This window comes from Pseudoalteromonas sp. APC 3358 (genome assembly GCF_030408075.1).
Lineage (GTDB): Bacteria > Pseudomonadota > Gammaproteobacteria > Enterobacterales > Alteromonadaceae > Pseudoalteromonas > Pseudoalteromonas arctica.
Genome location: NZ_JASDCE010000003.1, coordinates 463474 through 485402 on the forward strand (window position 1 = coordinate 463474; position 21929 = coordinate 485402).

Consider the following 21929-nt stretch of genomic DNA (forward strand, 5'->3'; position numbering starts at 1 on the left):
TATAACCATAAATAATAGCTTGGCGCTGTTTATTACCCACTATTAAGTATAAACTATTTGTAACAAGTTTTAAGAAACGCTTTAAATATGAAAAAAATAGTATACGCAGGTCTTTTTACGTTCTTTGTAAGTGTCATAAGCTTTACAGCTCGTGCTGAATCTACAGTTGGTTATTTTGGTTTTGAGCCCGATATAATCACCAACTACATTGGCGCATCAAGTAAAAAAATGGGCTATGTGCGTGTAACTATTGATTTAATGCTTAATGACACTTCAGATATTGCAGTAGTAGAGCACCACACGCCATTACTACGTGATGCCCTAGTAGAGATTTTATCTAAAGAGCCTGAAGAAAAAATAAAATCCCTTACTGGCCGTGAAGAAATACGCGTAAAGTGCGCCGAAAAACTAAAAAGCCTTTTAAAAGAAGAAACAGGACAAGAGATCATCCGTGAAGTCTTGTTCACTAAGTATTTATATCATTAGTATTTAACGTTTTGCGTTAAATACTTTGGCGGTGTAGGCAAAAGCCATACCGCTAACTAATCCACCTAAGTGCGCCCAATTAGCTATACCAACAAACAATACATCAGCAAAACCTAACACCAGCCAAATCAACATGAAGCCAACAATAGCCGTACTAACCAGCGCTGGTTTTTTAGGGTTTAAAAAGCTGTGGATCCAACAAAAACCAAGTAACCCATATACAACACCACTTAATCCGCCGAAATTTGGCCCAGCCATTAAGTACTGCGCCCAATTACTAATAAGCGCAGTCACTAAAAACAAACCTATTAAGCTGAGTTTTCCGCATTGCTTTTCGATATTGTCACCAAGCGACATCCACCAAATTAAATTGAACACAATATGCATCGCGCTAAAGTGAAGGAGCGCGGGAGTCAACCAACTAAGTGGTTGTGATGGATTAAATTGCAGGGCTGTATAAATTTCATCAAATCCCCCTAATAAAAAAGCGACATAAATAACAATACTTAATATGCTAACAGTTTGGTTAAGCCAGCTAAGCGCTTTAAACCGCGCCATAAGATTAAGTGATTGCCCTTGATATTTAAGCGGCGATTGTGTGCTGCCTACATCCCAAGATGCTTGCTGGTATTTTTCATGATTAGGGTTTTGTGTAAACTCAACCCATAAAGGCTGAACTTGATGAAAGTCCTCCTCAGTCACGCTAATAATGACATTACTGCCATCTGCTGAGTGTATCTTTGCATCTAGGCCTTGGCTTTTTAAATAATCTATAAAGCCTTGTGCGGCGCGTGGGTTATTTAAACTGCCAAGCTCTATCATCGTTCTACTTTCTCGCTATAAGACGCTTCCCAAGCAGTAAAACCGCCATCCATGCTGTATACGTCTTCAAAACCTTGCTCAACTAAATAACTAGCTGCGCCCTGAGAGCTCATACCGTGGTAACACACAATAATAATTGGCTGATCGAATTCTTTTTCCATCATAAATTGTGCAATATTACCGTTAGAAAGCGCTTCTGAGCCTGGAATACGACCAGCTTGATACGAATTTGGATCGCGAATATCTGCAATTACAACGTCTTCTTTATCTAGAAGTTCTAACGTTTGCGCTATAGAAATGTGTTTAAATGCCATTGAAGTCTCTTTAATTAATAGTATAAAAAAGGCGGCTAAAGCCGCCCTTCTTGTAATTTAGTTAGGAACTAATCCCAGTTTAAAATTACTTTACCTGACTGACCTGAAATCATCATATCAAAGCCAGCTTGGAAGTCATCCACAGAATACTGATGTGTAATGATTGGGTTCAAATCAAGACCAGATTGAATCAAGCTTGCCATTTTGTACCACGTTTCGAACATTTCGCGACCGTAAATACCTTTAATCACTAAACCTTTAAAAATAACTTGGTTCCAATCAACTGCCATATCAGATGGTGGAATACCTAGCATGGCAATTTTACCGCCGTGGTTCATGTTATTAAGCATTGAATTAAAAGCGCTTGGCACACCTGACATTTCAAGACCAATATCAAAGCCCTCTGTCATACCTAAGTCTTTTATTACATTTTCAAGCTTTTCGCTTGCCACGTTTACCGCGCGAGATGCACCCATTTTGCGGGCTAAATCTAGGCGGTATTCATTCACGTCGGTAATAACGACGTGGCGAGCACCAACGTGTTTTGCAACCGCTGCTGCCATAATACCAATTGGGCCTGCACCAGTAATAAGTACATCTTCGCCAACTAAGTCGAACGATAATGCGGTATGAACAGCGTTGCCAAACGGGTCAAAAATAGAAGCCAGTTCGTCAGAAATATTATCTGGAATTTTAAATGCATTAAACGCAGGAATAACTAAATACTCTGCAAATGCACCTTCACGATTTACACCTACGCCTGTTGTATTACGGCATAAATGTACACGCCCAGCACGACAGTTACGACAGTGCCCACACGTAATATGACCTTCACCCGATACGCGGTCACCTACTTTAAAGCCACGAACTTCCTGGCCCATATCAACGACTTTACCAACATATTCGTGACCAACAACCATTGGAGTAGGAATAGTTTTGCTTGCCCATTCATCCCATTTGTAAATATGTACGTCGGTACCACAAATAGCTGTTTTACGAATTTTAATCAGTAAGTCGTTATGACCTACTTCTGGCTTTGGCGCATCTGTCATCCAAATGCCCGGTTCTGCTTTTAATTTAGATAATGCTTTCATAATTCACACTCAACTAAAAAACCGAAGCAAGGCTTCGGTTTAAAATAAAATTAAATAACGCCCATTTCTTTACCAATACGGGTAAATGCATCAATAGCAATATCGAGTTGCTCAATGCTATGCGCCGCTGAAATTTGTGTACGAATACGTGCTTGCCCTTTTGGTACTACTGGGAATGAAAAACCGGTTACGTAAATACCTTCAACAAGTAACTTATCAGCCATTAACGAGGCTACTTTTGCATCTCCCAGCATTACTGGAATAATTGCATGATCTTTACCTGCACACGTAAAACCAGCAGCTTCCATTTGCTCACGGAAATATTTAGCATTTGACCAAAGTTTAGCGCGAAGCTCGCCGCCACTTTCTAGCATTTCAAGTACTTTAATTGATGCAGTAACAATTGAAGGCGCTAATGAGTTTGAGAATAAATAAGGGCGCGAACGTTGGCGCAACCATTCAACAATTTCTTTTTTACCTGATGTATAACCACCTGAAGCGCCACCTAGCGCTTTGCCTAATGTGCCGGTGATAATATCTACACGGTCTAATACATTACAGTACTCAGGTGTACCTTTACCGTTTTCGCCAACAAAGCCAACTGCGTGAGAGTCATCAACCATTACAAGTGCATCGTATTTATCGGCTAGGTCACACACGGCTTCTAAATTACAAATAACGCCGTCCATAGAAAACACGCCATCAGTCGCTATTAGCTTAGTTTTAACGCCGGCTTCATCTGCTGCAATAAGTTGCTTTTCAAGATCAGCCATATCGTTATTTGCATAACGAAAACGCTTGGCTTTACACAAACGTACACCATCAATAATTGATGCATGGTTTAATGAATCAGAAATAATAGCGTCTTCTGCGCCTAAAATAGTCTCAAACAAGCCTGTATTTGCATCAAAACATGAAGAATATAAAATCGTATCTTCTGTTTCTAAAAACTCACTGATTTTTTTCTCTAGTGTTTTATGAATATCTTGCGTACCACAAATAAAACGAACAGACGCCACACCAAAACCATGATTATTTAAACCGTTTTGCGCAGCTTCAATTAGCTCTGGGCTATTAGCTAAACCTAAGTAGTTATTAGCACAAAAGTTGATTACTTTACCTGACGCAACTTCGATTTGAGCTTGCTGCTGAGATTTAATAATACGTTCGCTTTTATACAAACCTTCGGTTTTTACGTCTTCAATTTGCTGTTGTAGCTGGCTAAAAAAAGCAGATGCTCTCATCTGTGTTCTCCATTTATTTGAACGGGTAAACAACCACATTTAAGCGACTGTTTATTATGGGGGGTATTGTAAAAGTTTAATGGGGAAAATGCACGGTTTGCAGTTCGTCGCAAACGCCCTAAACTGGAAGGAATTCCTGCCAGTTTACAGGCTAATCTGTTTAGTCTATTTATGTCTTTAAAAGTGCAGGTAAACTGTTTATAGAATCGATAATTAAATCAGCCTCTTGCTTGGCACTTTCATCAAAGCTTTGACCTGAACGCACTAAAACGCGGGTAGTGATCCCTGCTTTTTTCGCAGCCTCCATATCACTGAGTTTATCGCCCACCATTATACTGCAAGCAGGGTCGATGTTATGCTCTTGTATGCCTTGCAATAACATCCCTGGCGCAGGCTTTCTGCAACTGCACTCTTTCAAATATTCAGGGTGCGCTTTTTTAGGGTGATGAGGGCAAAAGTACACATCGGCAACTTCAATACTGTGATCGCTAAATTGGGTTTTCATCCAATCAGTTAGTGCTAAAAAATCAGTTTCGGTGTAATAACCTCGGCCAATTCCAGATTGATTAGTGACGATTATGATTTTATAGCCCGCATCATAAAATGCTTTACAAGTACTAAAAACACCTTCAATAAATTCAAATTTATCGCTTTGATACACATAACCATGGTCAACATTTACTACGCCATCTCGGTCTAAAAAAAGTGCTTTATTTTTTTTTTGTGCATTCATTACAAAGACTCTTTTTGTACAACATGATCAAACATCGCTTTTACGTTATCAACTGTAATTTGGCTCATTAAATCATCGCCTTTTACGCGCGTACCCCACGGCACTTGCTCAGCTGTTTTACCAGTTTGCTTAAGCAAATTTTGATGATAAACCTCTACCACGTAGTCTTGGTATAAGTAAGGACCTGTGCGTGCTGGGTTTGAATGTGCGTATAAACCAATAACCGGCGTACCAACCGTTACCGCCATATGTGCAGGACCCGTATCGGGCGCAAGCACTAAGCTGCCACGCTTTAACACGCACAACAACTCTTTGAGTTTCGTTTTACCCACTAAATTTAAAATAGGTGTTTTACTATACTCAACAATACTATTTGCTAGGTTAATTTCAAGTTCTGTTGGCCCCCCCGTCAATACCACCTTAAAGCCTTGCTCATTTGCATAATCAGCCAATGCTGCATAACAATCAGCGAGCCAATTGCGCTGTGCTTTACTTGCTGATGGCGATATTACTAACAGTTTATTAGTTAGGTACTCTGGTGTTAGTAGTTCATCAGCAACCGCTTGGTCTTGCTCTGTATATGGCATGTCCCAACTCGGTTTATAATCAGCTACACCAATGGCTTTTGCAAAACCTTTAAAGCCTTCAAGCACATGCGCCTGAGCTTCTGGGGCTATTCGTTTATTAATAAACAAGCTGTGCAATTCTTTTGAACGCGCCCAATCAAACCCTATTTTTACTTTTGCAGGAATACAACGCGCTACAAACCCAGCCCTTAATGCAACTTGCATATTAAGTAGTACATCAAACTGTTGATCTTTAAAGCGTTGCTTTAAGCTTTTAAGTGCTGCTTTACCTTGTTTTTTATCAAATACCACCAGCTCAACACCCGGTAAGTCGGCAAGTAACATCGCTTCTATTTTACCAATAACCCAGGTGATTTTTGCATTTGGGTGTGCTTTTTGAATGGCTTGTACAGCACTCACACCATGACATACGTCACCAATGGCTGAGAGTCTTAATATACAAATAGATGAATAGTTAGGAGCTTGAGTCACACATTCCCTTAGGTATTAAATACAAAAGCCGATCTTAAATTATAATCACGCTATTGCAAGCACTTATCCTCAGCTTTAAAACGCGCTAATATAGGCACATTATTTAGCAATTACGCAGAGCTATGTTTAAACAACACGTGCAAGGCAATCACACTGTATTAAGCCACCCTAAATACACGAGCCAAATTACCCTCGATTGGTTTGATGCAAATTATTGGCAACAACAAAATAAAATTGTGGGCGCTAAAAAAGGTCGAGCAACTGCGTGGTTTTTTAAGCAAGACGAATTAACAGCCGTACTTAGGCATTATTGGCGCGGTGGCTTAGTAGGTAAATTGCTAAGCGATCAATATTTATACCCAGGACTTGAACAAACCCGTGTGTATAAAGAGTTTAGCTTAATGAGTAAACTTATAGAGCTTGGTTTAAACGTACCAACCCCTATTGCAGCTAAAGTAACCCGCAGCGGATTAATTTATCGTGGTGATATTATTACCGAGGCTGTTAAAGGCGCTAAAAGTGTACTCGATGTATTAATTGAACGCCCATTGACCGAAGATGAGTTGGAGCGCATAGCTAAAACAATCGCGCTATTTCATTCAAAAGGTGTGTATCACGCCGATTTAAACATTAATAACATTTTGTTTGATGATACTGGTGATGTGTACATTATCGACTTTGATAGAGGTGAAATAAAAATGCCTAATGTGCAGTGGCAACAAAGTAATATGGAACGACTTGAGCGCTCATTTTTAAAAGAACAAGGTCGAAACGAGTCATTTAATTGGCAAGCGACTGACTGGCAAACTCTGCATAGCAACTACCTCAAAGCACTCGCTAATATAAGTTAACCTAATATAAGTTAACCTAATATAAGTTAACTTAGTTAGCCAATGCTAAATACTGCAGAGCAACCTGCTCTGCCTGTACTTGTTTTAGAATATCTGCGTTTTCTACATTTGGCTTATCTGCTAGCACCTGCTTAACGGCATTGGCTAATGCCTCACTTTGCTGAACGGGTACTAAATATTTACTTAGCTCGCCTGTTAATATCTCGCTTGGTCCAAATGTACAATTAGTACTAACTACCGGAGTACCCACCGCTAAAGCCTCAATTAATACCGTTGGAAGTCCTTCAAAATCAGAACTCAACACTAAAGCTTTGGCATGCTTAATCCAGTTGTACGGGTTTTGTTGAAATCCTGGCACTACTAACTGTTTTTCTATGCCGTATTCCTGTGCAAGCTTTAGCGCTTTAGCCGGTTTATTACATAAAAGTACTAACTTGTATTTTTTATCAAGCTTTGCAAATGCTGCAAATAATATATCGTGGCGTTTTTGTTTGGCGAGTCTTCCTACATGAATTAAGTAGGGCTCATTTGGGATATTGTTATTTTGCTCATTTGCTTGCTGTCTTATTTTTTCAAAATCGAACGGGTTGTAAATAGTCGCAATTGCACTTGGGTTAATTAAATCCCCTTGTATTATTTCTTTTTCAACACCCTTTGATACGCAAATAAGTGATTTACCATTTAAATTTTGCTTACTTTTTTTAAGATATAAGTATGAAAATGGACCTAACTTTTTTTGACGTGCAAGTTCTGCATTAACTGAGTTGTGAATAACAAAATGAACATTTTTGATATTACTACGCGCGAGCAAGTTATTACTTCTATCAAGATTAGAAAGCACTAAATCAATATTGCCCAGCTCGCTTTGTTTTTTTTCAAACCAAGTTTGTAGTGTTAAAATGCTATTTTTACGCTGCCAAAATCGATCTACTTTTGATGCCCTATGTGCGAATAAACTCTCCACGTTAAGTACTTCAGGGATATTATATTCAATAAAGTTAGCAAGAGACAAAATAGTGATTCGGTGCTTTAACTTGGCCATTTCCTCAGCAAGGGTAAGCATTACTTTTTCAGCACCACCACCCACTAGGGAATCAATTACAATCACTATATTCATTAGCGATCCCCTATAAGCATATTTTTTATGCCATTAGTGATCACATCGAAGCTATGTGTATTATCAAGTTGACTATATTTAGCAACGAATTCATTATAGAAAGGCTCGCTAATAACCTGAGCTATTTTTGTAGTGATTTCATCAATATCAAGATTTGCTTTTATGACAACACCTGCATTAACACAATGATCCAAACGTGTATTTTGATCTTTTGAGATAGCACATGCCACAACGGGGGTTTGAACTGCAATTGCTTGCAGTAAAGTATCTCCACCGCTAAGTAATGCGATTTTAGCTTGGCTCATTAATGCCAAAAAATCAGTACTTTGCAGACTTGCTAAACAAGTAACCTCATCACTCTCAGGAATGGCTTTCTTATAATTGGGACCAAACACAACAACTGCTTTTAAACCAGTGTGCTTAGTAATTTTAAGCGCGGCTTTAAAGTAAACATCAGCGCAATTAAGGTTATTTAATACATGTCCGCCTGAGCCAGCATTTACAATAAAATAGCCTTCCGATACTAAGTTATAGCGATTTAAAACATCACGTTTTTGCGCGCAAGAGGCAAATGTAACAAAAGGACCTACATTTCGAGGATGTGCCAAGGGAAACATGTCTAACTTCGTACTTTCAGCCCATGTAAGTGGCTCAATACAATAATCAGGCTGTACAACCCAATGTGTATCAATTAAATTAATTCTGTTAAGTTTTAAGCCTTTAGCACGTTTTTTTGCATGCTGAGAAATGAATATAACTTTAGCGCCTACCTTTTTAGCCGCCTTCATATGCCCTGCACGTCCTGCACAATCAAAAACAACGACATCAGGTTTAAATTGCTCTATAAAGTCGCAAACAAAATCAAGCTCTTTAGTCGCTGAGTGTTCGAGTAGTGTGGCTTCAAAAGGACAATCTTTTGCGTAGCTTGTATGCTTATTTAATATAAAGTGAATATCGAGAGAATCTGCAAGTTCTGCCTGTAAACTTTGAGCCAACAACAACGAGCGCATATATTCACCAATGCCTTCTGGTGATGATACTGGAATAAATAAAAGTCGTTTGTTGCTCATTGCATTCTCAATGTCCTATTTGAGCTCCAGTATATCAATCAGATACTTATTACGATAGACAGGTTACATTTTAATATATTAAATTAACTCTATAAATTTGATTATTTACTGCAATAGCAGACTTAGATTGATAAACTTAGCCGCAATCTTAATCACAAGGATCTGAACTTTGCGAAACAGAATTTTTCTACTTTCTACTCTTTTTTGCGCTATGAGCGCATCAGTTAATGCTGAGCCATGGGTAAAACCCGATGATTATGGTCTAAGAGCTGATATTCAACAATTAGCTGATGCCGGTGTTATTTTAGCTCCTGTAACTACCTATCCGCTTATGTGGAAAAGTTTTATAAGCGATGTGGAAAGTATGCCGCTGGAGCAATTATCTCCAAGCTTACAAGATGCTTTACTTCGCGTTAAACATCGATATAAATCAGAAAATAATAGCTCACATAGTCTTCAATTATCAGCTTTTGCAGCCACAGATCCAATCATAGCAACAAGCTTTGGTGCAACAAATACTCAAGAAACAGAGCTTTCTGCAGCTTACGCTTATTTAGGCGATAACTTTGCAGCTAAAGTAGCTGTAAATTATAGAAAAGACGGTAAAAAATGTTTAGTTGATGGAAAAACGACTGACGATATAGTTACCAACGAGCAAGCTTTAACCGATTGTAACGATACCTCACTTGATAATAGTTACTTAGCTTACCGTTTAGGTAACTGGATTTTTAGAGCCGGTGCTGTTGAACAATTTTGGGGACCTGGTGTTGATAACAGCTTAATTATGTCAGGTAATGCGAAACCTTTACCTGCACTAAGTGTTACCAGAGAAAAAAGTACTGCTTTCGATACACCATGGCTGAGCTGGATTGGTCAATGGAGCTTTACTGCACAAATGGCTAAACTTGAGTCTACGCGTGTTATACCTGATGCTTTACTGTGGAGTACTCGTGTTAATTTTCGCCCTATTCAACAGTTAGAAATTGCACTTAGCTGGTCTGCACAATGGGCTGGCGATGGACAACCTAGCTCTGCAGGTGATTTTATTGATGTTATAACTGGCCAAACAACTTGCACAGATGGTAATGACAGCTGTGACAGTCAATTTGAGTCAAAAATAGGTAATCAACTGGCTGGTATTGATATCCGCTGGTCTGATACCTTGTTAACACACCCATATGCAATCTACATTAGCACTATAGGTGAAGACGCAAGCTCTCAATTTAAGCCTTCCGACAGAGCATATCTTTTTGGTATTCAAACAACACAACGCATATACACTCAGAACATATTAGTAAATGTTGAATATATAGATACTGGTGTTTCATGCCAAGCTGAATCAAAAGTTGAAAATTGTTACTATGAGCATGATGACAAGTTGTCGGCTTATAGATCAGGCTACCGATACCATGGTCGTACAATTGGCTCAACCTACGATAACGATGCACAATCAGTCGTTTTAACTCTGCTAGGTCAGTTATCTAATGGAAACGATTGGCAGGTAAAATTACGCAGTGTTGATTACAACAGCGATAACAGGGACCTTTACCCTAACAACCCAGATTTAGGGAATTCTATTACTAAAACAGGGTTTAACTCTAAGCAATTAGAACTGCGTTACAGAATGCTCTCTATGGGAGGGCGCGTCACTTTAGGTGCTTTTGCATCTAACAACGACGGTGCTGAAAACGATACTTCTGCGTTTGCTAAGTACGAATATAACTTTTAATACGTTACTTTTAATAAAGTAACGTATTAAAAGTAAGAAAGGGATGAAAACAGTGTTTTCATCCCTTTTTTGTATTTTTTAGCAAACTAAATCAGTAATTACTGTTTAATTTTACTTATTACTTTTGATGTTGAGCACCCATCTAAAAATTCAAGCACTTCAACTTTTCCGCCATGGCGAAGTACATGCTCAGCACCCGCTATTTGCTCTACGGTGTAGTCGCCACCCTTAACTAAAATATCAGGGCTTATTTGCTCAATTAATTTAGCGGGAGTATCGTTTTCATCTAGGCTACCAAATGGAATAACCCAATCAACTGATGAAAGTGCGCTAAGTACCATTGCACGTTCATCTAGTGGGTTAATAGGACGATCGGCCCCTTTTAAACGCGTAATAGATTCATCGTTATTTAATCCAACAACGAGTCTATCGCCTCGTGCTTTAGCTTGTGCTAAATAACGCACATGCCCAGCATGTAAAATATCAAAGCAACCATTAGTAAATACAATTTTTTCGCCGTTTTGTTTTGCAAATTCAATATGCTGAAGTACATCATCAAATGGTGTTTGGTAATGCTCACCAGTAGTATGTAAATACTGACCAAGCTTACGACTTAACTCTTCTGGCGAGACAGTCGCTGCACCAAATTTACTAACCGCTATACCTGCGGCTAAATTAGCAATTTCGACTGCATCTTTAGGTTCCATGCCCGCACCAAGCATAACCGCGAGTGTAGCTATAACCGTATCACCAGCCCCAGTCACATCACTTACTTCAAGTTCTTGTGCAGCAAAATCAAACTTTTCATCTGCATTAATTAACGACATACCTTGCTCAGAACGCGTAAGCAACATGGCTTTAATGCCATTTTTGCTAATTAAATCACGTGCACTTGCTGCTAAAGCTTCTTCTGAATCGGTTTGACCACCCGCTAACTTAAACTCATGTAAATTAGGCGTAATGTAATCAGCACCTTCATATAAATGTAAATCTGGAGATTTAGGGTCGATTAAAACCGTTTTTCCGGCGCCCTTAGCAAGGCTTACCATCTCTTTAATTAAGCTTAAAGATCCTTTGCTGTAATCAGAGAACACAATAAAATCGTATTCATCAAGTACAAGCTCTAAACGGTTTAATAAAAGTTGGCTGTGTTGCTCGGTAAATGTTTCTTCTAAATCAAGACGAACGAGTTGTTGATGACGGCTAATAACACGCATTTTTGAAATAGTCGGTAAATCACATACACTGACTAATTGTGAACTTATTTTTTCACCTTTTAGAATAGTCTCTAAAATCTGCCCGCTTTCGTCTTCACCAATTAAGCCCAGTAAGCCAACTTTTGCATCTAACCGCGCTATATTTTTTGCAACGTTAGCTGCGCCGCCCGCTTTGTCTTCAAATTTACTTACTTTAACAACAGGTACTGGCGCTTCAGGCGAAATTCGACCTGTATCACCATACCAATAACGGTCTAGCATTACGTCGCCAACAACTAATATTCGTGCCGCTGATAAGTTTTTTAATAACGATAAATCCATTACTGCTGCTCCGCAACAACCATATCCATGGCTTCACATAACCAGTGACCTATAAACATGTGAGCTTCTTGAATACGTGCTGTTTCGTCATTTTTTATAATGATAGGTAACTTAGCAATATCTTTTACTTTACCGCCATCACGTCCAGTTAATGCCACTGTAAAAGCGCCTAGTTTATTTGCAGCTTCTAATGCTAAATTAATATTATTACTAGTACCTGATGTGGTTAAACCAATAACTAAATCTTCTGGCTTACATAGCGCTTGAACTTGGCGTTCAAACACCGTATCAAAGTGATAATCGTTGCTGTGTGCTGTTAAAATTGATGTATCTGTAGTCAATGCCATTGAGGCAAGCGGACCACGTTCTAATTTATAACGCACTACAAATTCTGCTGCTAAATGCTGCGCATCGGCTGCACTACCGCCGTTACCAAGCCAAACAATCTTGCCACCAGCTTGTAATGCACTGTGGCATGCTTCTAACAGTTGCATAGATTCTTGATGATAAGCTTCCATCGTTTCAAATAATGCTTGATGACGGTTTAATGTTTCAACGTAGCTAGTTGCCACTGAATCGATAATTGACATGAAAAATTCCTCTAGGAACTGAAATAGCAGGGAAAAATTAAATCCATTATTCCATAATTTTATTTAATTGTGTGCATTTTATCGGGTTATAACTGAACCCAGACCATATTTTATTGTGAGTATGTTTAGAAAACGGCTATTTCACGGTAAACTAACGCCACCTCCCTTTAAGAAAGATCAGTATGGCACGCATTTTTTACTCTCTAGCATTAATTTTTATTAGCCCACTGATTGTATTTTATCTCTATATTTTACGAGGTAAAAAAAACCAAGGATATCGTGCACACTTTAAAGAGCGCTTTGGGTTTGTCAGTAAGTCTTTATTTACGACTAAAACCAAACCTTTAGTTTTTCATTGTGCTTCTGTTGGTGAGGTACTCGCCGCAACGCCGCTTATTAAAGCTCTTCAAAAAGCACATCCAAATTTAAATATACTTATAACCTGTAATACTCCAACAGGCAGAGAGCAAATACTTAACCAGTTTAAAAATTCTGTGGCGTGTAGCTACTTACCAATCGATTTTCCGTTTGCGACAGCCCGATTTTTAAAGCGTATAAAGCCACAAGCATTATGTATTTTAGAAACAGAGCTATGGCCAAATTTAATGGCGATAAGTCACAAAAAAAATATACCGGTACTTGTTATCAATGCAAGACTCTCTGAAAAGTCGCAGCAAGGCTATCAAAAGGTCGCTAAATTAACGCATATTATTATGCGCTCAATTACAGTACTTGCGAGTCATAACAAGGCAGATGCAGAGCGTTTTATAGAGCTTGGTCTCGAAACTTCAAAAAGCCATGTAACAGGCTCTATAAAATTTGATATAACACCAAGTGACGAGCAATTAGCTGAAGTACTCAACCTTAAACAGCTTTATAACAGTAATGAAGACAATAACGATGAACGCTTTGTATGGGCAGCAGGCTCAACACATCCTGTAGAACATGAATTAGTATTGGCAGCTCACCAACAGTTACTAAAAAAGCAACCTAATGCATTACTTATAATTGCCCCGCGCCATCCAGAGCAATTTGATAAAGTAGCTGAGCTTTTAACACAAAGCCCACTTAGTTTTAGCCGTCGTAGCCAAAATAACTACAACAATGAACAAGTACTCCTTGCTGATACGCTTGGTGAATTACAGTGTTTATATGGCGCTGCAAATGTGAGCTTTATTGGTGGCAGTTTAATACGTAGAGGTGGACATAACCCATTAGAATCAGCTGCGTTTTCAGTAGGTGTAATAACAGGCCCACACACATATAATTTTGATCATGTGTACCCCGAGCTAATAAAGCTTAAAGGCGCTGTAGTAGTTGATAGCAACGACGAATTAGCAAAGCAGCTCATAACGTTTAGCCAAAACACAAAATCGTGCCAAACCTTAGGAATTAAAGCTGCGCAATGCGTAGCTAAAAACCAAGGTGCAATACAAAAAACACTTACCATTATTAACCAATATTTAGAGCCAAAACCGTGACCAACATAGCTATAAGCCAAACCCGCGAATGGGTGTCATCTGTTATCGTTAAATATAACTTTTGCCCGTTTGCTCGCAAAGAAGTAGAAAATAACTGTATTCATTACATCGTAAGTCCAGCAGCGAGTATGGATGATGCCGTAATGGATATGCTTGAGCAATGTGTTGAGCTTGACCGTGAGCCAGAGCGCGAAACAACCCTTATCATGTTTGACAACGGCTTTAGTGATTTTGAAGACTTTTTAGACTTGGTCGATTTAGCTAATGCACTTTTAGTCGCGCAGGGGTTTGAAGGTAAGTATCAAATTGCTAACTTTCATCCTGATTACGTATTTGCCGACAGCGATGAAAATGATGCCGCAAACTATACAAATAGAGCGCCTTTTCCTACTCTGCATTTAATTCGCGAAGCAAGTATGAGCGAAGCGCTTGATAGTTATAACGAACCTGAATCTATTCCAGAGCATAATATAAACCTAGCAAGGCGCAAGGGGATTGATTTTTGGCAGCAGTTACTCGAAGGCTGTAAAAAACCGAGCGCTTAAATGCTCGGTTTTATTTTGGTTTGTAAAAACTTTGTGCAAAACTTTTTACAAAACAAGGCAATAACTAACGCTTATTTTTTAACCCAGTTACCATTTACTTCAACGTAATGACCACTTTGGGTTTTTTCAATTGTTTTAGCGGCAGCAAGTGCTTCTACTTGTGAAAGTGACAAGTTATTCTTTTTAGCCAGCTTTAAGTACTGCGCTTTACGCTTTGCATTTATGTCATCAACAACTGCTTTTGCTTCTGCGTTTTGTACAACGAGCCCTAAATAACCAGAGCTATCTTCACCTACAAAACCTTGGTTTTTAGCGTCATCAAGGCTAATAGCCCACGCAGAGAACGACATACATACAGCACTAACTAACGTAATAATATTTAATTTTTTCTTCGTATTCATGTTTTAGCTCCTTAAAATAACTCACTGTCGTCACTAAACAAACTGTCGAGTTCTTTATCTACTTTTACGCGAATTTCGTGATCGACCTTCACATTTAAATTAATAGTAATGGGCTCTTTAGCAGACACCTCAACTCGGTGCGTGCAGGCACTTAGTGCACTAATAGCACCTAGCGCGAGCAGTACTTTTATCAATAACGACTGTCTCATTATTAGTTTCCTTTTTGTGAGTATTGTTGCTCAACTTTTTGTGTAATTTCGTCACTTAAGCGCAGTGCGCGTAAAAGTGTAAATACGTTTTCTTCGTGGTTATAATTAAAGTTAACCTGCTGCTGCTCTGCTTTATTATAGCCTTGCAAATTAACCCCTAGTTTTAACCAACCATCATTTTTTAGTGCCACACTGCTATTAAGTTTTTGAATATCTAAATTAGTTAATAGCCCTAACACAGGTTGTAACTCTTGCTGTTGCTGCATTACTGAATCAAAAGCGGCATTATTGGTGATTTTTAAATTACCTGTTCCTTGGCTAAATAAACTACCGTCAATTATTTCAATTTTTCCACTATCAAAATGGACAGGTAAAGACCCCGCCAAGCGCCCCGTTAATACAATGCCCGACTTATCGTCGAGTGTAACGAGTTTACTTGCATCAATGTTTTCAAACTTAACATTGGCAACTTGGTTTGGCTTCCCTATTGTGTAGGTATCTAACGAAAACTCGCCACCAAACACACTTCCTTTTACATCATTTATAAGCGCGGTATTGTTATTAACTTGCCATTGCCCTTCAATCGCTTTAATTACGGCACCCGCTCTAAACTCATTTAAATTAAAGGTAGATGGTTTTACATTAAGCTTACCTGAATAATATTCTCCACTAAACACGCTATTTAAATCACTCGCAAGGTAATCGTTATACAGTGCACTTGTATGACTAATCCCCATATTGAACGATGCACTTTGTAAGTTTACATCGCCACTAATATAGCCATTAAATTCGCCCTTAGTTAGCTGTGCAAGTGGCTCAAATTGCCTAATAAACGCATTTAACGGCAACGTACTTTGTTCAGGAATAATAACTTCAAACGGATGAGCTTGCGACGACATATGATGATTTACAACTAACTCAACATCGTTTATAAATGCGTGATGCGTGGCTTTTAGTGCACGGCTTTGTAGCCCCGTAGACTCTACTTTTATATTATTAAGTTTTATGTCGGGGCTATTAACAGCCTTTATATTCGTTTTTGCTGTTAGATCAGCAAATAACTCACCTACGCCTAAATTAGCATTTGCTGTTAATGTGTTACTTATATCTGTGACTTTAAATTCTTTATATTCTGCGCTTTTTAATTGCTGAGTTAACGCTACCTCTGCGTTTAACTGTTTATCCATTTTTGCTGTTAAACCACCTTGGTATTGCACTGCACTTATATCAAACGCATCTACACTATTAAGCGTTAATTTAGCATTTATAAGCCCAATTGGTTTTGAGTCTATAAACTCACTTATATTAAAGTGACCACTAAGGCTAAGCCCATTCGCTGTTGCTGGTGCAAACTCAGGCAAGCCATCAAGCATAACGACGTAATCGCCTTTAATCACAGTGCCAGCCAACTGAGCATTAACGCTAATATTATTTATATCAGGTGTATTTATTTGAGCTGACAAAGTTGTCTGTAAGTCTTCAAGTGGAGATTTAATATTTAGTGTTGTATCTGTTATTAAAATATCAAATTGCTTATCGCCTTCACTCATCAAATTAATTACAGGTACACTGAGCTCACTACCCTCTAAGCGAATTGATTGAGGGAGTTTAAGTTGCCAATTTAAAGGAACTTGTTTGCTAATAAAGCCTGCATATTCACTCGGTGGTATTAACTCAGTACAGCTTGGTGTTAAATTAATTTTGTTATTAAGCAAATCGGTATTAAACATTAACGCTTGGCTATTTAAATTAAAACGCGTCGCCAATTTACCAGTGGTTAATACGTTAACTTTGCACTGCTCATACGTGTGAGCAAACTGGGAGCTAATATCGCCATTTAACTCAAGTTCTATACCATCAAAGCTAAATGCTTGCTGAGTATTAAAGTTAAAATCTGCTATTAATGTATTTTTAGTGTTTATAACGTGCTTTAAAAAAGTGTCATTAATTTCAAATTGACCACTTACTTTATTAGCAGTCAAAATTGCACTTGCGTTTATATCACCTGAGACATTAAATTTATTTAGTTCGGGTTCTAATATGCTTATTTTAAGTGGCTTATTGAGCTCATTACTTTTTACTACAAGCTGTTTAATATTGATTAATGGGCGATTTAAGGGAAGTGCTAAATCGAGATTTTTAGCAAGTTGATTAGCATTATCACTTTTAGGGAGTGGATTAACTTTTAGCACTGCATTTTCAATATCTACACGCTTTGTATTTGCAGTAATACCAGTAAGTTGTAATTGTTGATTTTGATAATTTAAACACACTTTATCAGCATGAATATTTAGTTCAGACGTGATTGAAAAATCGAGACAGCTTAACGTAATGCCTGCTTTTTTAAGCTCAGGCGCTATAACCCACTGTAATAAAGGTAAACGAAATACATAACCAAGCAGCAAGGTACTTAGTAATACAGCTCCAACAATTAAACCAATTCGCTTAAACATACTATCCTTAAATGCTTTGTGCTTTTAGCTAAAACTATACTAATCAAAAAAGGCTGCACAATGCAGCCTTTTTTATTTTACAGTAAGATTATGAATCTAACTTGTATAAACGCAAATGTAATTAACCTACGTTTTTACGTGCGTTACGGAACATACGCATCCACGGGCTATCCTCGACCCACTCATCAGGATGCCAAGAGTTGGCAACGCTTCTGAATACACGTTCTGGATGCGGCATCATTACAGTGGCGCGACCATCTGTTGACGTAATACCTGTAATACCTTCTGGAGATCCATTAGGGTTAGCTGGGTACTGCGTTGTAGGGTTACCGTAGTTATCTACAAACTTAACCGCTACAGTGCCGCTATTAAGCGCCGCTTTAGTGGCTGCATCGTTTGCAAACTCAGCATGACCTTCACCATGAGAAACCGCTATAGGCATACGCGATCCAGCCATTCCATTAAAGAATACAGACGGATTCTCTTGTATTTCTACTAAACTAAAGCGTGCTTCAAAACGCTCTGATTTATTAGTTACAAAGCGCGGCCAATGTTCAGTACCAGGGATCAACTCTTTTAACGTTGATAACATTTGGCAACCGTTACATACACCTAAGCTAAAAGTATCTTCACGGTGGAAGAAGTTTTGGAACTGATCGCGTGCCATGTCGTTAAACAAAATAGACTTAGCCCAACCTTCACCCGCACCAAGTACGTCACCGTATGAGAAACCACCACAAGCCACTAAACCTTTAAATTGCTCTAGTGTTAAACGACCTTCTAAAATGTCGCTCATGTGTACATCAACGGCTGCAAAACCTGCGCGGTTAAACGCTGCCGCCATTTCTAAATGAGAGTTAACACCCTGCTCACGTAAAATAGCCATTTGTGGTTTAGCACCGGTTGCAATGTATGGCGCCGCTATATCTTCGTTTAAATCAAAGTTAAGTTTTACGTTTAAGCCTGGATCTTTTGCATCAAACTTTGCATCAAACTCTTGCTTAGCACATTCAGGGTTATCACGGCGTGCTTGCATTTGATACGTTGTTTCAGCCCAAATAGTACGAAGCTCAGTACGCGTATGGTTAAGTACCGTATTTTCGCCACGGTTAAATATAATCGTATCGTCACTGTTAAGCGTGCCAATGTTGTGGCTAATTGCTGCTATACCATGTTGTTCAAACACCGCATTTACTGCATCTAAATCAGCATTTGCTACTTGGATTACGGCACCTAGCTCTTCGTTATAAAGTGCTTCAATGTCTGAACCTGTTAAAGCTGCTAAATCAACCGTTACACCGGTATGACCCGTAAACGCCATTTCAGCAACCGTGGTAAATAAACCACCGTCTGAGCGGTCATGATAAGCAAGTAATTTACTATCGGCCACAAGCGCTTGCATTGCGTTATAAAAGCCTTTTAATAACTCTGGGCTATCAACATCAGGTGTTAAATCACCCAATTGCTTATAAACTTGCGCAAGGCTTGATGCACCCATGCGGTTTTTACCCGCACCTAAATCAACTAATATAAGCGATGTGTCGCCTTTATCTGTGCGCAGTTGTGGAGTGACTGTTTTACGTACGTCGTCAACACGACCAAACGCAGTTATAACCAGTGAAAGCGGTGATGTTACTGACTTCTCTTGTGAGTCACCTTCATCTTTCCATGTCGTTTTCATTGACATAGAATCTTTACCCACTGGAATCGTTAAACCAAGCGCAGGACAAAGCTCTTCGCCTACGGCTTTAACCGCTTCGTATAAACCAGCATCTTCACCTGGGTGACCCGCTGCTGCCATCCAGTTTGCTGATAACTTAATGTTTTCAAGGCTACCGATGTTTGCACAGGCAATATTAGTTAACGACTCAGCTACAGCTAAACGAGCAGATGCACCGTAATTAAGTAATGCTGCAGGAGTACGCTCACCAAGTGACATAGCTTCACCGTGGTAAGTATCATACGTTGCCGCAGTTACTGCACAGTTAGCAACAGGTACTTGCCAAGGACCGACCATTTGATCGCGCGCTACTAAACCCGTAACTGAGCGATCGCCGATTGTTATTAGGAATGTTTTTTCTGCAATGGCTGGTAAACGCATTAAGCGCTGCGCTGCATCTGCTGCATTTATTAATGTAGTATCAAGCGCTTTACCAACAACGTGCTTTGACGTTACATCGCGGTGCATTTTAGGTGCTTTACCTAATAATACGTCCAGCGGTAAATCAACAGGGTTATTTTCAAAATGGCTGTCTGACACTGTTAAGTGAGGTTCAGCGGTTGCTTCACCAATAACAGCGTACTGGGCACGTTCACGCTTACAAATTGCTTCAAAGCGGTCAAAGTCCTCTACGCCAACAGCGAGTACATAACGCTCTTGTGATTCATTACACCAAATTTCGTGCGGTGCCATGCCTGGCTCATCGTTAGGAATGCTACGTAATTGGAACTTACCACCACGTCCGCCATCATTAACAAGCTCAGGGAACGCATTTGATAAACCGCCAGCACCTACATCGTGGATGAATGCAATTGGGTTTTCATCACCTAGCTGCCAACATTTATCGATAACTTCTTGGCAACGACGCTCCATTTCTGGGTTTTCGCGTTGTACTGAAGCAAAATCTAAATCTTCGTTTGATTGACCTGAAGCCATGCTTGATGCAGCACCACCGCCTAAACCAATGTTCATTGCAGGTCCACCTAGCGCAATTAATTTAGCGCCTACAGGAATATCACCTTTTTGAACATGATCAGAGCGAATATTACCTAAACCACCGGCAAGCATAATTGGTTTATGGTAACCACGTACTTCTTCGCCATTATGGCTTGTTACTTTTTCTTCGTAAGTACGAAAGTAGCCTAATAAGTTAGGACGACCAAACTCATTATTAAATGCAGCGCCACCTAGTGGACCCTCTGTCATTATATCAAGCGCGTTAACAATGCGACTCGGCTTACCAAAATCGCTTTCCCATGGTTGCTCGTAACCTGGAATACGTAAGTTTGATACAGTAAAGCCAACTAAACCTGCTTTTGGCTTAGAGCCACGACCAGTTGCGCCTTCATCGCGAATTTCACCACCAGAGCCTGTAGCCGCACCAGAGAATGGCGCAATAGCTGTTGGGTGGTTATGCGTTTCAACTTTCATTAGTATTTCAATGTCTTCTTGATGATACGCATATTCACCTTGCGCATTTGGGAAGAAGCGACCCGCTTTTGAGCCTTTCATTACTGCCGCGTTATCTTTATACGCCGACAATACATTTTCAGGATTTAACTCAAACGTATTTTTAATCATTTTAAACAGCGATTTTGGCTGCTCTTTTCCATCGATCGTCCAGTCAGCATTAAATATTTTATGGCGACAATGCTCTGAGTTTGCTTGTGCAAACATAAACAATTCGATGTCGTTAGGGTTACGTCCTAACTTTATAAAGTTTTCTACCAAGTAATCTATTTCGTCATCAGCAAGGGCAAAACCTTGCTCAACATTGGCTATTGCTAATGCTTCGCGTCCGCCACCTAAAATATCAACAGACGACATTTGGCGCGGTGCATCACTGCGAAACAGTTGTGCAGCATCTTCAAGCTCACTATGCGTGGCTTCGGTCATACGGTCGTGCAATAACGCAATTACTTGTGCAAGTTGTTCTGCGTTTAAGTCACCTTCAACATAATAAGCAATACCGCGTTCAACACGGTGAACCTGTTTTAAACCACAGTTATAGGCAATATCGGTTGCTTTAGATGCCCAAGGTGAAATGGTACCAGGGCGAGGTGTAACAAGTACAAGTTTGCCAGCTGGGGTATGCTCAGCAATAGTTGGACCGTAAGTTAATAGTTTTTCAAGCTTGGTTTGCTCGGAGCTACTCAACGGCGATGTTAAATCGGCAAAGTGAGCATACTCGGCGTATACGTTAGTGACTGGAAGTTGCGATTGTTGGCAACGCGCTAAAATTTTATTAACTCTGAACTCTGACAGTGCTGGTGCACCACGAAGGATCAACATAGGTAATTTCATCCGGGGTTAGGGATTGAACGATATTTTAGGCACGCATTATAGTCCAATTAGCATTCAGATTTAACTCAAAATTACGCTTTTCATAAAATTAACTTTTTAGCTTTATTTATAGCCTCTTTTGGTTAATAAAATAAAAGGTAAAGTGACGCGATGGCTTAGTTTTGCTATAA

At 39.3% G+C, this 21929-nt stretch carries 19 protein-coding genes; 5 read left to right on the forward strand and 14 right to left on the reverse strand.

Annotated features, from left to right (window positions below; all coding sequences use genetic code 11):
- The first annotated feature begins 87 nt into the window (after positions 1-87).
- A complete protein-coding gene (locus tag QL995_RS07240; protein ID WP_165726534.1) occupies positions 88-486 on the forward strand; it encodes a flagellar basal body-associated protein FliL in 399 nt (132 codons plus the stop codon).
- Positions 487-489: 3 nt separating this feature from the next.
- Here the strand turns inward: QL995_RS07240 and glpG are convergent, their stop codons facing one another.
- The 6 genes from glpG to QL995_RS07270 all read right to left on the reverse strand — a co-directional run bounded on the left by glpG (position 490) and on the right by QL995_RS07270 (position 5751).
- On the reverse strand, positions 490-1308 hold the full coding sequence (gene glpG / locus QL995_RS07245; RefSeq protein ID WP_290293836.1) for a rhomboid family intramembrane serine protease GlpG: 819 nt from the start codon (positions 1306-1308) through the stop codon (positions 490-492).
- Positions 1305-1622: a thiosulfate sulfurtransferase GlpE gene (gene glpE / locus QL995_RS07250; protein ID WP_007584717.1), complete on the reverse strand. Its 318-nt coding sequence runs from the start codon at positions 1620-1622 to the stop codon at positions 1305-1307. The genes glpG and glpE overlap by 4 nt, the downstream gene beginning before the upstream one ends.
- 68 nt (positions 1623-1690) lie before the next feature.
- Complete coding sequence (gene tdh, locus QL995_RS07255; RefSeq protein ID WP_290293837.1) at positions 1691-2716, reverse strand: L-threonine 3-dehydrogenase; 1026 nt, start codon at positions 2714-2716, stop codon at positions 1691-1693.
- Positions 2717-2766: 50 nt separating this feature from the next.
- Positions 2767-3960: a glycine C-acetyltransferase gene (locus QL995_RS07260; protein WP_024611251.1), complete on the reverse strand. Its 1194-nt coding sequence runs from the start codon at positions 3958-3960 to the stop codon at positions 2767-2769.
- 169 nt (positions 3961-4129) lie between these two features.
- Positions 4130-4693: a D-glycero-beta-D-manno-heptose 1,7-bisphosphate 7-phosphatase gene (gene gmhB, locus QL995_RS07265; protein ID WP_290293838.1), complete on the reverse strand. Its 564-nt coding sequence runs from the start codon at positions 4691-4693 to the stop codon at positions 4130-4132.
- Positions 4693-5751 (reverse strand): glycosyltransferase family 9 protein, encoded by a 1059-nt coding sequence (locus tag QL995_RS07270; RefSeq protein ID WP_282113898.1) that lies wholly within the window; start codon positions 5749-5751, stop codon positions 4693-4695. Before QL995_RS07270 ends, gmhB begins: the two co-directional genes overlap by 1 nt.
- 122 nt (positions 5752-5873) lie before the next feature.
- On the opposite strand from QL995_RS07270, the gene QL995_RS07275 reads away from it, so the two are divergent.
- Positions 5874-6602, forward strand: a complete 729-nt coding sequence (locus QL995_RS07275) for a 3-deoxy-D-manno-octulosonic acid kinase (protein ID WP_007584712.1) — start codon at positions 5874-5876, stop codon at positions 6600-6602.
- 31 nt (positions 6603-6633) lie between these two features.
- Here QL995_RS07275 and QL995_RS07280 read toward each other — a convergent pair whose 3' ends face one another.
- Positions 6634-7719: a glycosyltransferase gene (locus QL995_RS07280; RefSeq protein ID WP_290293839.1), complete on the reverse strand. Its 1086-nt coding sequence runs from the start codon at positions 7717-7719 to the stop codon at positions 6634-6636.
- Complete coding sequence (locus QL995_RS07285; RefSeq protein WP_165729386.1) at positions 7719-8789, reverse strand: glycosyltransferase family 1 protein; 1071 nt, start codon at positions 8787-8789, stop codon at positions 7719-7721. The genes QL995_RS07280 and QL995_RS07285 overlap by 1 nt, the downstream gene beginning before the upstream one ends.
- Before the next feature lie 211 nt (positions 8790-9000).
- Here QL995_RS07285 and QL995_RS07290 point away from each other — a divergent pair, with 211 nt between their 5' ends.
- Positions 9001-10518, forward strand: coding sequence for a capsule assembly Wzi family protein (locus QL995_RS07290; RefSeq protein ID WP_007584708.1), 1518 nt, complete (start codon positions 9001-9003; stop codon positions 10516-10518).
- 98 nt (positions 10519-10616) lie between these two features.
- Here the strand turns inward: QL995_RS07290 and hldE are convergent, their stop codons facing one another.
- Complete coding sequence (gene hldE / locus QL995_RS07295; protein ID WP_290293840.1) at positions 10617-12056, reverse strand: bifunctional D-glycero-beta-D-manno-heptose-7-phosphate kinase/D-glycero-beta-D-manno-heptose 1-phosphate adenylyltransferase HldE; 1440 nt, start codon at positions 12054-12056, stop codon at positions 10617-10619.
- Positions 12056-12646, reverse strand: a complete 591-nt coding sequence (locus tag QL995_RS07300; RefSeq protein WP_290293841.1) for an SIS domain-containing protein — start codon at positions 12644-12646, stop codon at positions 12056-12058. Before QL995_RS07300 ends, hldE begins: the two co-directional genes overlap by 1 nt.
- 182 nt (positions 12647-12828) lie before the next feature.
- Between QL995_RS07300 and waaA the strand changes: the two genes are divergently transcribed.
- Positions 12829-14127 (forward strand): lipid IV(A) 3-deoxy-D-manno-octulosonic acid transferase, encoded by a 1299-nt coding sequence (gene waaA, locus QL995_RS07305; protein ID WP_290293842.1) that lies wholly within the window; start codon positions 12829-12831, stop codon positions 14125-14127.
- Positions 14124-14672, forward strand: a complete 549-nt coding sequence (locus QL995_RS07310; RefSeq protein WP_290293843.1) for a DUF1415 domain-containing protein — start codon at positions 14124-14126, stop codon at positions 14670-14672. Before waaA ends, QL995_RS07310 begins: the two co-directional genes overlap by 4 nt.
- Before the next feature lie 71 nt (positions 14673-14743).
- On the opposite strand, the gene QL995_RS07315 is transcribed toward QL995_RS07310, so the two are convergent.
- The 4 genes from QL995_RS07315 to purL all read right to left on the reverse strand — a co-directional run bounded on the left by QL995_RS07315 (position 14744) and on the right by purL (position 21747).
- Positions 14744-15073: a YdbL family protein gene (locus QL995_RS07315; protein WP_007584701.1), complete on the reverse strand. Its 330-nt coding sequence runs from the start codon at positions 15071-15073 to the stop codon at positions 14744-14746.
- Positions 15074-15084: 11 nt separating this feature from the next.
- Complete coding sequence (locus QL995_RS07320) at positions 15085-15282, reverse strand: YnbE family lipoprotein (RefSeq protein ID WP_007584699.1); 198 nt, start codon at positions 15280-15282, stop codon at positions 15085-15087.
- Between the two features lie 2 nt (positions 15283-15284).
- Positions 15285-17735 (reverse strand): YdbH domain-containing protein, encoded by a 2451-nt coding sequence (locus QL995_RS07325; RefSeq protein ID WP_290293844.1) that lies wholly within the window; start codon positions 17733-17735, stop codon positions 15285-15287.
- Positions 17736-17856: 121 nt separating this feature from the next.
- Positions 17857-21747 (reverse strand): phosphoribosylformylglycinamidine synthase, encoded by a 3891-nt coding sequence (purL, locus tag QL995_RS07330; RefSeq protein WP_290293845.1) that lies wholly within the window; start codon positions 21745-21747, stop codon positions 17857-17859.
- Positions 21748-21929 lie beyond the last annotated feature (182 nt).

Excerpts from the sequence above, each read along its gene's own strand:
- QL995_RS07240 (WP_165726534.1), top strand. The coding sequence starts at position 88 with ATGAAAAAAATAGTATACGCAGGTCTTTTTACGTTCTTTGTAAGTGTC.
- glpG (WP_290293836.1), bottom strand. The coding sequence starts at position 1,308 with ATGATAGAGCTTGGCAGTTTAAATAACCCACGCGCCGCACAAGGCTTT.
- glpE (WP_007584717.1), bottom strand. The coding sequence starts at position 1,622 with ATGGCATTTAAACACATTTCTATAGCGCAAACGTTAGAACTTCTAGAT.
- tdh (WP_290293837.1), bottom strand. The coding sequence starts at position 2,716 with ATGAAAGCATTATCTAAATTAAAAGCAGAACCGGGCATTTGGATGACA.
- QL995_RS07260 (WP_024611251.1), bottom strand. The coding sequence starts at position 3,960 with ATGAGAGCATCTGCTTTTTTTAGCCAGCTACAACAGCAAATTGAAGAC.
- gmhB (WP_290293838.1), bottom strand. The coding sequence starts at position 4,693 with ATGAATGCACAAAAAAAAAATAAAGCACTTTTTTTAGACCGAGATGGC.
- QL995_RS07275 (WP_007584712.1), top strand. The coding sequence starts at position 5,874 with ATGTTTAAACAACACGTGCAAGGCAATCACACTGTATTAAGCCACCCT.
- QL995_RS07280 (WP_290293839.1), bottom strand. The coding sequence starts at position 7,719 with ATGAATATAGTGATTGTAATTGATTCCCTAGTGGGTGGTGGTGCTGAA.
- QL995_RS07285 (WP_165729386.1), bottom strand. The coding sequence starts at position 8,789 with ATGAGCAACAAACGACTTTTATTTATTCCAGTATCATCACCAGAAGGC.
- QL995_RS07290 (WP_007584708.1), top strand. The coding sequence starts at position 9,001 with ATGAGCGCATCAGTTAATGCTGAGCCATGGGTAAAACCCGATGATTAT.
- hldE (WP_290293840.1), bottom strand. The coding sequence starts at position 12,056 with ATGGATTTATCGTTATTAAAAAACTTATCAGCGGCACGAATATTAGTT.
- QL995_RS07300 (WP_290293841.1), bottom strand. The coding sequence starts at position 12,646 with ATGTCAATTATCGATTCAGTGGCAACTAGCTACGTTGAAACATTAAAC.
- waaA (WP_290293842.1), top strand. The coding sequence starts at position 12,829 with ATGGCACGCATTTTTTACTCTCTAGCATTAATTTTTATTAGCCCACTG.
- QL995_RS07315 (WP_007584701.1), bottom strand. The coding sequence starts at position 15,073 with ATGAATACGAAGAAAAAATTAAATATTATTACGTTAGTTAGTGCTGTA.
- QL995_RS07320 (WP_007584699.1), bottom strand. The coding sequence starts at position 15,282 with ATGAGACAGTCGTTATTGATAAAAGTACTGCTCGCGCTAGGTGCTATT.
- QL995_RS07325 (WP_290293844.1), bottom strand. The coding sequence starts at position 17,735 with ATGTTTAAGCGAATTGGTTTAATTGTTGGAGCTGTATTACTAAGTACC.
- purL (WP_290293845.1), bottom strand. The coding sequence starts at position 21,747 with ATGTTGATCCTTCGTGGTGCACCAGCACTGTCAGAGTTCAGAGTTAAT.